The sequence below is a fragment of the Bacillus sp. EAC genome, from assembly GCF_002156875.1.
In the GTDB taxonomy this organism is placed as follows: domain Bacteria; phylum Bacillota; class Bacilli; order Bacillales; family Bacillaceae_G; genus Gottfriedia.
On sequence record NZ_NCSY01000002.1, the window covers coordinates 546,745 to 558,423 of the forward strand.

The following is an 11,679-nucleotide window of genomic DNA, read 5'->3' on the forward strand; positions in this document are numbered from 1 at the left end:
TATAAAAAGTTAAACCTATTATTAACTCTTTTCATACAATTTTTTATTATAATCTATTTCATTATGGAAATCTAGCAATAAGCTTAAACAAATTATTATTTAAGTATTACGTTAATTGTTCTAAAAAATATGAAAACACATTAGAATTATCTAATGTGCTTGTTTTGATAATAATGGCTTAATATAACATTTGCTGATTCTTCAACCGCTTTACTAGAAACATCAACGATTTGACAACCAATTTTATTAACAACTGTATTAAAATGCTTTAATTCATCTTCAATTCGTGCAATATTAGCATAACTCGCACCATCATGAAGTCCCAAAGAAATTAGTCGTTCTTTTCGAATATGATTTAATTTTTCTGGAGAAATCATTAATCCGAAACAACGCTCTTTCGGAACTTTGTACAACTGCTCTGGTGGGTCCACCTCTGGAACTAAAGGTACGTTAGCTACTTTGTAACCTTTATGTGCTAAATACTGTGATAGAGGTGTTTTAGAAGTCCTAGACACACCTATTAAAACGATATCAGCTTTTTCAATCCCTCTTGGATCTCTACCATCGTCATATTTAACTGCAAATTCAATTGCTTCAATTCGTTGGAAATAATCTTCATCGAGCTTTCGAACAACACCAGGTTCGTTCCTTGGCTCTAGCTTATTAATCGATGCAAGTGTATCAATTAGTGGCCCGATTAAATCATAAGCGATGATACCTGCCGTTTGAGCTTCTTTAAGAATTGCTTCTCTCATATCTGGTTTTACTAAAGTAAATACAATAATTCCATTATTCTCTTTTGCTACTTGAACGATTTCAATAAGTGTTGCTACATCTTCTACATAAGGTACCCGTCTAATTTCTAACTTTTGATGAAATTGACTTATCGCAGCCTTAACCACATGTTCTGCAGTTTCTCCAACAGAATCAGATACAACATAAACGATTGAATTGCCCATATGTTCACCTCTTAACTTTACTAAAACATATCATTGTTCATTATGTCTACTATCGCGCGAGTAAAATTTGTTTTTGTAAATCGGCCAATGACCTCAAGTCCATGTTCACTCTCACGTACTACAGGGACCGCGTCAATTTGTTTTTCAATTAAACTCTTTGCTACACTATGAATTGTATCATCTTTATAGCAAATTGTAATGTTTGGCATTCTAGTCATGATAATATCTACTGGTAAGGTATGCAGATCCTTATTACCAATACTTGCTCTCAGTAAATCTTTTCTAGATAAAACCCCTGTTAAGACAGAGTTTTGATCAACTACAAACAGTGTTCCTACGTCCTCAAGGAACATTGTAACGATCGCATCATAAACTGAAGAACTCCGATCAACAACTACTGGTATAGCCTGAAAATCTTTAACTGTAAGTTTTTTGATTTTCTCAATGATTTGTGCCCCGCTCGTTCTTCCTGTGTAATAATAACCTACTCGAGGTCTAGCCTCTAAAAATCCAGTCATTGTAAGAATAGCTAAATCTGGGCGAAGTGTAGCTCGAGTTAATGCTAATTTATCTGCTATATGTTCTCCGGTTATTGGTCCATTTGATTTAACAATTTCAAGAATTTGAGTTTGTCTTTTTGTCAGTTCTATTTTTCCTCACCCCTAACGATCCAATATGTTATACTCTCTAATTAAATATTATATACTATTTTTACAATTTACAAAACAAAGAAGGAAATAGTTAGCCTATTTCCTTCTTTAGGTTTCTGAATTTTTATCTGATTTCAAAAAATTATCCATAACTTTTAACTGATCTAAAAATTTACGAGCTTTTAAATAAATACCACTGTACTCATCGTAATAAGAAAATAATATTTGTTGTAAGTTTTTTTTCGTTTGGTCACTAACTTCTATTTTACCAAGTCGATTTACATCAAAATGATAAAACAATCTCATTAGTTTTACCGACTTCTCACTTACAGGGTATGCATAAGGATCAGTATGTTTACATCGTTGACATAAAAACCCACCTTCTTTGACTGAAAAGGCAACAAATACATTTTCATTTGCACTACATCGACAATTAATACAATTATCAAAGAATGGAGGATAACCAAGAACAGGTATCATTTTTGTCATAAATAAGTAAGCTAAGACCTCTGCGTCTGCTCCTTCATTCATATGCTGAAGAAGTTGTAAAACTAGCTCGAATAAATAAGGATTATTCTTTTTTTCATCAATGGCTTTGTCAGTAAGTTCAACAATAATAGAGGCATAAGAAGTTGCGAATAAATCGCCCCTTACATCTCGAAAAGAGTCAATTAGTTCGCCCTGACTTAACGTCCCTAACCCAGAACCCTTTTGAATTAAAAATGAACCATATGTAAAGAGTTGTGTAACAGAAGCAAGTCGACTATTAGTCTTCTTCGCTCCTCTTGCCACAACTCCAATCTTGCCTAATTCTCTTGTTAAGAGAGTTATGATTACATTTGATTCACCATAAGGATTTGCACGTAAAACAATTCCTTCTACACGTTGCAACAATACAACTCACCATCCGTTTGGATGAAGGTCAAGTATGTAGGGAATCAATATCAGCTATTTCTTCTTCAATGTAACTTTTCTGATCCACATGTTCCTGTTCAAGCTTCTTAAACAATAAATATGTCTCAACATTTCCAGTTTTAGAAAAGACATCCCAGGTAAAATTCAACATTGAGAAACCACCTTTCAAGAATAGCTACAACTCATTGCTCATTACCTATAGCCAATTACATTACTTTCCCTGCTTACTTATAATGTGACCTTCTCTCCCCTTTTTCATGTGTATAAAATTTAATAAAAAAATAAATAAAAAGCTTGCAAATCTCCAATAAATATGAAAATAATTCTTTGATAGCGCAAGTATATACTGAGTACTAGTTACTTATTTCTATCAGAGTCTTCCTACTCTTAAGTGCTTGTCCAACTTTGAATCAAATAAGGAGTCTATTTCACTCTTTATTATCCCCGAATAGATTAAAACAGCTGATTTAATATTCGTCCTCGCGGAACCCCATGTCTCGTAATTGAGATAATCGATTACGCCAATCTTTTTGAACCTTAACCCACAATTCTAAAAATACTTTCGTATCTAGTAAGTTTTGTATATCTAATCTAGCACGTTTTCCAACCTCTTTTAACATACTACCTTGTTTACCGATAATAATACCCTTTTGAGAAGTACGTTCAACAACAATTGTAGCATTAACATAGATCGCATTTCCTTCTGGTCTTCTTTCAATTTGCTCTATTATAACAGCAATTGAGTGCGGAACTTCTTCTCTTGTTAGATGTAATACTTTTTCACGAATTAATTCAGAAATAATAAATCGTTCTGGATGATCAGTTACTTGATTCGCAGGATAATATTGTGGCCCTTCAGGTAAATACGTTTTTATTACTTGCAGTAATCGATCGACGTTATTTCCTTGAAGCGCTGATATAGGTACAATTTCAGCAAACTCAAATAGATCCTTATATTTTGTAATTAAGTTAAATAGTTCATCAGGGTGAATCGTATCTATTTTATTAATTACTAAAATTACTGGACTACGTGTACCTTGCAGCTTCTCAATAATAAATTCATCTCCACGACCTAAGCCTTCATTGGCATTTATCATAAATAATGTAGCATCAACATCCTTAATCGAATCTTGTGCCACTTTTACCATGAAATCACCAAGTTTATGCTTGGGCTTATGAATTCCAGGTGTATCAATGAAAACAATTTGTGCATCATCTTCAGTGAAAACACCTTGAATTTTATTACGAGTTGTTTGAGGCTTGTCGCTCATTATAGCGATTTTTTGACCAACCACTCGATTAAGGAATGTACTTTTCCCTACATTTGGTCTTCCGATAATTGAGACAAAGCCTGATTTATAACTTTCTTTATTCATTTAAATCCTCCGGTGTAAATGCTCCTGGCAATAATTCTTTTACTGTAGTTTCATGGATAACTCCATGTAAGTTTGATAAATAAACAACTGTATTCGGGTCACATAATTCAAATAAGACTTGGCGACAAGCTCCACATGGTGGAATTGGCCCCTTTGTATCTGCGACAACCGCTACAGCTGTAAATTCTGTAATTCCATCTGAATATGCTTTAAATAATGCAGTACGTTCAGCACAGTTTGTGAGCCCGTACGATGCATTTTCCACATTACAACCATGAATGATTTGACCATCCTTTGTTAGTAATGCGGCTCCTACTTGAAACTTTGAATATGGTACATATGCTTTTTCTCTAGCTTTTATCGCTTCATTTATTAGTTGTTGTTTATCCATGTTATATAACCTCCTAATATCGCCCAATTACGAAAGTGGGGTCTTATTAACGTAGTATAGTAAAATATGGAAAAAATAGCAAAACACCAATAATTAGAGACACAATGGCTGCGACTAACACTGCCCCTGCTGCTACATCTTTTGCTTTTTTAGCTAATGGATGTATCTCTGGGGAAGCCAAATCTACAACTGCTTCGATTGAAGAATTTATAAGTTCAAGAGAAATAACAAGAGCTATGATTAGTAGAAGAACTAACCAATCTGTGCGACTAATATTTAAATAAATGGCTAAGGAAATAGCAATTATAGTCGCAAATAAGTGAATTTTAATATTTCTTTCATATCTTATAACAGTCCAAATACCACTGAATGCAAATCCAAAAGACTTAAGTAATGAGGCCCCTTTAAAGTCTTTCAAGTCCATATTTTTCTAAAATTTCCTTTTGTTTTGTAAACATTATTTTTTCATCAGCTTCATTCATATGGTCATATCCAAGTAAGTGTAGGCAGCCATGAACTGCTAAAAATCCTAACTCACGACGGAACGAATGCCCATATTCCTCCGCCTGACTTTTTGTTGTTGGAATCGAAATGACAATATCCCCTAAAGTTCTAGGTAAATCCACTCCAATAATTTCGATTTCACCTTCACCTAGTTCTTCCAACGGGAAAGATATTACATCAGTAGCACGATCTTTTTCACGATACTGTTTATTTATTTCATGAATTTTCTCATCATCAACAAATGAGATTGAAATCTCAACTTCCCCAGTTACACCTTCATACTCAAGTGCACATTCAATTAAACCTTGCAAATCAGATTGTTGTTCTTCTGATACCTCGTTTGTTTCATCAATAAAATCGATTTCTAGTTGAATCATTTTCTCACCTTATCTTTCATCAGGATACTGTATTCTTGAATGAAATGTCCCTTGAAGCGTTTCACATAATGATTTTTCAATTATATGTAATTCTTTTAAATTTAAGTCACACATACCAAACTGTCCATCATTTAGCCTGTCATTCATAATTGATGAAACTAGTTCTTCAATTTTTTCCATATCTGGATCTTTTAACGAACGAACGGCTGCTTCTACACTATCTGCAATACCAACAATTGCCGATTCTTTTGTATGAGCTTTAGGTCCTGGGTAACGGAAATCAATTTCCTTTACTTCTGGATTTGATTCTTTTTCCTTGTAATAAAAAAACTTCAATAAAGTTGTACCATGATGTTCAGCAGCGATATCAATTATATCTTTTGGTAAATTATATTTTTTTAGTATTTTCACACCATCACTTACATGCTTTAAAATAATATTTTTACTTTGGATCGGTTTAATTCTGTCATGCGGATTGTGGCCACCCATTTGATTTTCAATAAAAAATCCTGGATTATTTGTTTTACCTATATCATGGTAATAAGCCCCAACTCTTGCTAATAAACCATTTGCACCAATTGCTTCACAAGCACCTTCAGCTAAGTTCGCGACCATAATGCTATGATGATAAGTTCCTGGTGCTTCTAATAAAATTTTTCGTAATAACGGATGATTAGGACTACCGAGTTCCATTAATTTAAAAGAAGATACCATACCAAATGAATCCTCGACAAAAGGCAATATCCCCATTGTAATAACACTCGAAAGCACACCAGATGTAAGTCCCATTAATAAATAAATACCAATTTCAACAGGAGAGTACTGTCCGTTCCGAATAAGAATTAAAGCTGACAATGTTACTATATTTACTAACGAAATTAAGACACCTGCTTGAATGATCATCGATCTTTTGTTTCGTTCTTCACCTAAAAATAATACTGCGATCGAACTAAATAAAATATAGATTCCTGTTGTGTAATTAATGGCACCATTTACCTCAGCATTAAACATAATACTTCCGCTAATCGAAAAAATAATCGCAGTTACCATTAAATAGCGATTCCCTAACAAAAACTTAATTAATAATGTACCAATCGCTACTGGTGCTACATAGACTAGCCCCGAAAATTCGATTTTCTGGAACAAACTTACTATTTTTAAAATTAAAAGAGTAAAAATTACAATACCATAATAAGCAACAATATAATTATTATCTTTTTCTTTTAACGATTCAGTTTGTTTCAAAACAAAGTATAAAAGTACTCCGATTAACAAAATTAATCCAATATAAGGCTGCATGGATTGATTACTCTTAAGTAATCCAACTAGCTTTAATTGATCATATTTTTCTTTTGTTATTGTCTCTCCTACTTTTACAAGTACTTGCCCTTGTAAAATATAGACACTATCTACACTTTCACTCTCAATACGCTTTCGTTCTTTTGTATCTTGTGCATCAAAAAAGTAGTTTGGCACAATCGAAAACTCACCGATTTTTATCATCGCATCTCTTAGAGCTGGATTCACACTCACATAAGAGAGTTCTGTTCTTAATCTTCCTCGTGCTTCTTCAATTTGATTCGTTGTAATTTCATCGGACATTACATTATTGATGGCTGTATTTAAAGAAGCTTTCGTGATATTAAGCTGTTCAAGTGAAGATTTAACTAAAGCACTTAAGACATTATCTTCAAAGTTTTTACGAATATCTTCAGGAAGTCGGTCTTTAACCTCACTAATCTCTTTATTAATTAATGCTTGTCCATTTACTGTTGCACCTTTTTTTTCGTTTTCACTTTTAACTTCAGTCACTATATCAAAGATTGAATTTACGATATCTATTCTGTTTTGAGTAAAGTTTTCCTCATATTTATAAACATCTTCCACTCTTGCTGCAGCTTCTTGTCTTTTCTTATATGTAGCAGCCTTGTCCTCAATCGTTATCGGAGAATAGATTGTCTGATCAGCAATTGATAAAAGTTGAATATCGTATTTTACAGGTCTAACATGACTAATTAAAAGAAGAAAACTTGTTAAGCCCAATGTAATGATACAAAATAAAATGACAAGTGATTGACTCTTAAATCTTTGTAGTAATGCTTGCAATTTATTCATTGTTTCCCCCTTACTAGTAATGCACCTAGCGATAAAATACGAAATGACCCTATCAAATTAAAGTAGGGTCACTACGAATCATTCGTTAGCTAAATCGTATGCTTGGATTATTTTTTGAACGAGTGGGTGACGAACTACATCAGTTTGTTCTAGAATAGTCATCCCTATTCCTTCGACACCTTTTAGCGTATATTGCGCTGATACTAGTCCAGACTTTACACCCTTAGGTAAATCAATTTGTGAAGGATCTCCTGTAATAACCATCTTTGAACCAAAGCCTAATCGTGTTAAGAACATTTTCATTTGAGCCATCGTTGTATTTTGTGCTTCATCTAAAATCACGAACGCATCTTCTAAAGTCCGTCCCCTCATATATGCAAGTGGTGCAATTTCAATTGTACCTCTTTCTATCAGTCGTACTGTATGCTCTTGCCCTAGTACGTCGTGAAGAGCATCATATAAAGGTCTTAAATACGGATCTACTTTTTCTTTTAAATCGCCAGGTAAGAATCCTAAACTTTCACCAGCTTCTACAGCAGGTCGAGTTAGTATGATCTTACTTACTTTATTATTTTTCAGCGCTTGAACAGCCATTACAACAGCAAGATATGTTTTACCTGTACCAGCAGGACCTATTCCGAATACTAAATCATTTGATTGGATTGCACGAAGATAATGTCTTTGACCAAAGGTTTTAACGCGAATTGCTTTTCCTTTAGAATTCTTAATAATTTCTTCGTCATACAACCTAGAAAAAGATGATAGCTTCCCTTGTTTAGCCATTTGAATCGAATAAGTTACATCTCTTGATGTAATACTCACTCCATTTCGAATAACCTCTAAAAGTGCTTGAATAATGTCCTCAACAGTTTTTACACCCTCAGGCGAACCAGATACTTGTACAGATTGACCACGAGAGATAATTTTCACATCAAGTAAATTTTCAATAATTTCAAGGTGTTTATCGTTTGTACCAAATAAGGCAATTGCTTCGTTTGGATCCTCTAGTTGTTGATTAATCGTTAGTAGTTGTTCTGGCATTATTCAGTCCCCTTGAACAATAGTTTTCGTTTTAGTAATATCTTCTAAAACTTTATAATATATCCTTAAATTAACTTTACCATTGTCTAAAGACTCGTGCAAAACTTTTTCTTGTAAAATCTTGGCATCATCACTTAACTTTTTCATTAAATCACTTCTACCAGTTTGCTTCCCTACTTCAACCGCCTCTTCTTTCGAATAGGTTCTAACGATTTCATCACTTTCAAAAATAGATTCTTTTGTGAAGAAAAGAGGCAATTTCCATTTTAAAAATTTAAACTGATATGCATTCCTTTCTTTTTCAAAGGAAGTAAACTTATTTTTATCAAAACCCCAGTATTTTATTTTATGCTGACTTGTTCCGATATAATATCTATTCTTCTTCTCTCCAGTCAAAACAGTAAATGACGTATTCAATGGAATACTGACGAGTTCTTCTCTCCATACTTCACCAATAACTTTTCCAACTGCAGAGACGATTTGAGGATGGTCTTCCGTTCCGATTATACCTGAAACTAAAACTTGACCTTTATGAACATAATCATTCGCAGTAACTAAAGGTTTCCCTTTTTCTACGAACATACTTGAGATGACAGCTTCTTCTTTCGCAATAATATGCCTTGGTCTTAACGCTTGTTCAGGTTTTGGTAAATGCTTTTCCACTACTTCAAAATGGAAGGTAGTCCCATTTAATTGCACACCAATCCATGTAATCGACGGATTATCATCCTGAAGCTTTTTTTGAATCGATTGTAGTGTTGGTAATGTAAATTGAGATGCACCCGTTTTTACCCCTAATTCATTTAACTCTTTACGTAATTTATATTCAATTTCAGGAGATGCTCCTTTTACGTCAATTCTCCAAACCATATTAGAAAGTAAAAATAGTACAGCAAGAAAACCAACAATACCAAGCACGAAACCAAAATACTTCCATGCTCGTCTAATTTCAAAAGGTAGACCAATTCGTCCAATAAAATATACTTTATACTCTTTCTTTCTAGGTATATTTTTGATCCTTTTATAATCTTTTAACTCAATCGTAAATGTTATTGAATTCGTACCACTCTTTTTCACATTTTTTAACGGAATTCCTTTTCGCATACATTCATTTAAAAAACGTTCAGGCCCAAGCCCCAAAACTTTCACTTGAACCATCCCTGTAAGATTTGATACCCATTGATTTTTCATGATTATCCCCCATGTTCATTTGTACTGATCATGGTGTGTATTCTAGTTGTTATTCATTGATAAAATAAACGTGTTCAATTACACCTTCTAGCAAAATTTCCTCTGGCAGCATCGTTTTAAGGACGAAATCCTTCCCTTTAATCAAAAGCTGACCTTGTTTCATTAATAAACGCAATTCTTTATCCGAATAAACTAATAAACCTCTATGGTTTTCAATATAAATATGTAATTGACCTAACATGGTAATACGAGGTAATTCAAGGAGTACATCTGGCGGTAAGTCCATCTTACTCGACATCCAAGTTTTTAAACTTTGTGCTAACCTTTTCAAGATAGACTCCTCCCCCTTTCATATCATATTTATGATTAAATTTCAGAACGTATGATATAAAAAGAAGTTCGTAAGTGAATTTATAGTTGTGGGGTAATTTAAACGATTAACAATGGATTGTTTAAAAGCTAAATTTCGAGGTTTTTTTATAAAGTTGTTTTGAGTTGAATTTGAGTCTTAAATTTTCTTTTTTGAGAATCTTTTCAAACTTTCTTTACTGAGAAGTGGATTTAATTTATTGGGGGGCAAAAAAAATAAACGTCTAAAATAGACGTTTATTTTAACAGACTTGCTACAGCTTTATTCACAGAAGAGCCGTCAGCTTGTCCTTTTACTTTAGGCATAACTGCACTCATTACTTTCCCCATGTCAGCCTTTGATGTAGCACCAACTTCTGAAATTGCAACACGTACGATTTCAAGAAGTTCGTCTTCAGATAATTGTTGAGGCAAGTATTCTTCTAAAATGAGTAATTCTTGCTTTAATTTATCCACAAGGTCATCACGACCAGCTTTTTCGAATTCCAGGAGGGAGTCTTTACGTTGTTTCACTTCACGAGTTAAAATCGTTAACTCTTGATCAGCTGACAATGTCACATTATTCCCTAAGTTAATCACTTCATTTTGCAATGAGGCTTTTACCATACGGATAACGGATAATTTGTCTTTATTTTTTTCCTTCATCGCTTGTTTCATATCTGAATTCAAACGTTCGAGAAGACTCATAGTAACACCCTCTCTTAGAATTTACGTTTTCTTGCTGCCTCTGATTTTTTCTTACGTTTTACACTTGGCTTTTCATAAAATTCGCGTTTTCTTGCTTCTTGAAGCGTACCAGTTTTAGAAACTGAACGTTTAAAACGACGAAGAGCATCTTCTAAAGATTCGTTTTTACGAACGACTGTTTTAGACATCTTACTTTTCCCTCCCTCCAAGCTACCACTTACAATCAATAAAACACTGCAAAAAAGTACACTTTTCTACATGTCTTTTACGATTATAATACATAAAGCATTGATAGGTCAACAGGTAAATGTCAAGTTTGGACCTTAACACACCTTACCTAAAACGGAATATTTAGTACCCTTCCGTTGCAACATTTCCTTGGACGATTGTAATACCATTACTTGTACCAATTCGGGTCGCGCCAGCTTTTACCATTTCGTTTACACTTGCAATATCTCGAACGCCTCCGGAAGCTTTAACACCAATATCTGGTCCTACTGTTTTTCTCATTAATGCTACATCTTCTACAGTTGCTCCACCTGTTGAAAATCCGGTAGATGTTTTAACATAATCTGCTCCAGCTTTTACAGATAATTTAGAAGCTATTACTTTTTCTTCGTTAGTTAAAAGACTAGTTTCGATAATTACCTTTACAAGTGCTTTCCCTTTAGCTGCATTGACAACTGAAGCAATATCCTGTTCTACAGTTTCAACATCGCCGTCTTTTAAAGCACCAATATTGATAACCATATCAACTTCCTGCGCTCCATTTTCAATTGCGTTTGAAGTCTCAAATCCCTTTACTTCCTTTGTATTTGCTCCTAAAGGGAACCCGATGACTGTACAAACTAAAACATCAGTTCCTTGTAATAGTGTTGAACAAAGCTTCACCCAAGTTGGATTGACACAAACTGATGCAAAATTATGCTCTTTAGCTTCTTGGCATAGTTTTTCGATTTGAGCTTTAGTCGTATCTGCTTTTAATACTGTATGATCAATCAATTTAGAAAAATTAGATGTCATTATAAGAAAACTCCTAACTGGAATAAGATAAAAACGTTGTCTATATAACATTACTGTGTAATAAATTAAAATATTTCATTT

15 protein-coding genes are annotated in these 11,679 nt (G+C 33.7%); all 15 read right to left on the bottom strand.

The window, feature by feature from the left end; genetic code table 11:
* Positions 1 to 146: 146 nt before the first annotated feature.
* Complete coding sequence (locus B7R65_RS05740) at positions 147 to 959, bottom strand: pyruvate, water dikinase regulatory protein (RefSeq protein ID WP_088041774.1); 813 nt, start codon at positions 957 to 959, stop codon at positions 147 to 149.
* A gap of 20 nt (positions 960 to 979) precedes the next feature.
* Complete coding sequence (ccpN, locus tag B7R65_RS05745) at positions 980 to 1,609, bottom strand: transcriptional regulator CcpN (protein ID WP_088041775.1); 630 nt, start codon at positions 1,607 to 1,609, stop codon at positions 980 to 982.
* A 108-nt stretch (positions 1,610 to 1,717) separates the two neighbouring features.
* Complete coding sequence (recO, locus tag B7R65_RS05750; RefSeq protein WP_088041776.1) at positions 1,718 to 2,503, bottom strand: DNA repair protein RecO; 786 nt, start codon at positions 2,501 to 2,503, stop codon at positions 1,718 to 1,720.
* Between the two features lie 28 nt (positions 2,504 to 2,531).
* Positions 2,532 to 2,675 carry a YqzL family protein gene (locus B7R65_RS05755; RefSeq protein WP_088041777.1) on the bottom strand — a complete coding sequence of 48 codons (144 nt, stop codon included), beginning with the start codon at positions 2,673 to 2,675 and terminating at the stop codon, positions 2,532 to 2,534.
* A gap of 316 nt (positions 2,676 to 2,991) precedes the next feature.
* Entirely contained in the window at positions 2,992 to 3,900 is a 909-nt protein-coding gene (gene era, locus B7R65_RS05760; protein WP_088041778.1) for a GTPase Era, read from the bottom strand.
* Positions 3,893 to 4,291, bottom strand: a complete 399-nt coding sequence (locus B7R65_RS05765; protein WP_088041779.1) for a cytidine deaminase — start codon at positions 4,289 to 4,291, stop codon at positions 3,893 to 3,895. The genes era and B7R65_RS05765 overlap by 8 nt, the downstream gene beginning before the upstream one ends.
* A 46-nt stretch (positions 4,292 to 4,337) precedes the next feature.
* Positions 4,338 to 4,715 (bottom strand): diacylglycerol kinase family protein, encoded by a 378-nt coding sequence (locus tag B7R65_RS05770; protein WP_088041780.1) that lies wholly within the window; start codon positions 4,713 to 4,715, stop codon positions 4,338 to 4,340.
* Positions 4,696 to 5,169 carry an rRNA maturation RNase YbeY gene (gene ybeY, locus B7R65_RS05775; RefSeq protein WP_088041908.1) on the bottom strand — a complete coding sequence of 158 codons (474 nt, stop codon included), beginning with the start codon at positions 5,167 to 5,169 and terminating at the stop codon, positions 4,696 to 4,698. The genes B7R65_RS05770 and ybeY overlap by 20 nt, the downstream gene beginning before the upstream one ends.
* 12 nt (positions 5,170 to 5,181) lie before the next feature.
* Complete coding sequence (locus B7R65_RS05780) at positions 5,182 to 7,287, bottom strand: HD family phosphohydrolase (RefSeq protein WP_088041781.1); 2,106 nt, start codon at positions 7,285 to 7,287, stop codon at positions 5,182 to 5,184.
* 78 nt (positions 7,288 to 7,365) lie between these two features.
* Positions 7,366 to 8,328, bottom strand: a complete 963-nt coding sequence (locus tag B7R65_RS05785; RefSeq protein WP_088041782.1) for a PhoH family protein — start codon at positions 8,326 to 8,328, stop codon at positions 7,366 to 7,368.
* Positions 8,329 to 8,331: 3 nt separating this feature from the next.
* Positions 8,332 to 9,519, bottom strand: a complete 1,188-nt coding sequence (yqfD, locus tag B7R65_RS05790; RefSeq protein WP_088041783.1) for a sporulation protein YqfD — start codon at positions 9,517 to 9,519, stop codon at positions 8,332 to 8,334.
* A 49-nt stretch (positions 9,520 to 9,568) separates the two neighbouring features.
* On the bottom strand, positions 9,569 to 9,850 hold the full coding sequence (gene yqfC, locus B7R65_RS05795) for a sporulation protein YqfC (protein ID WP_179194785.1): 282 nt from the start codon (positions 9,848 to 9,850) through the stop codon (positions 9,569 to 9,571).
* Positions 9,851 to 10,125: 275 nt separating this feature from the next.
* Complete coding sequence (locus tag B7R65_RS05800; protein ID WP_088041785.1) at positions 10,126 to 10,575, bottom strand: GatB/YqeY domain-containing protein; 450 nt, start codon at positions 10,573 to 10,575, stop codon at positions 10,126 to 10,128.
* 14 nt (positions 10,576 to 10,589) lie between these two features.
* Entirely contained in the window at positions 10,590 to 10,763 is a 174-nt protein-coding gene (rpsU, locus tag B7R65_RS05805; RefSeq protein WP_003152957.1) for a 30S ribosomal protein S21, read from the bottom strand.
* Between the two features lie 163 nt (positions 10,764 to 10,926).
* On the bottom strand, positions 10,927 to 11,598 hold the full coding sequence (gene deoC / locus B7R65_RS05810; RefSeq protein ID WP_088041786.1) for a deoxyribose-phosphate aldolase: 672 nt from the start codon (positions 11,596 to 11,598) through the stop codon (positions 10,927 to 10,929).
* Positions 11,599 to 11,679 lie beyond the last annotated feature (81 nt).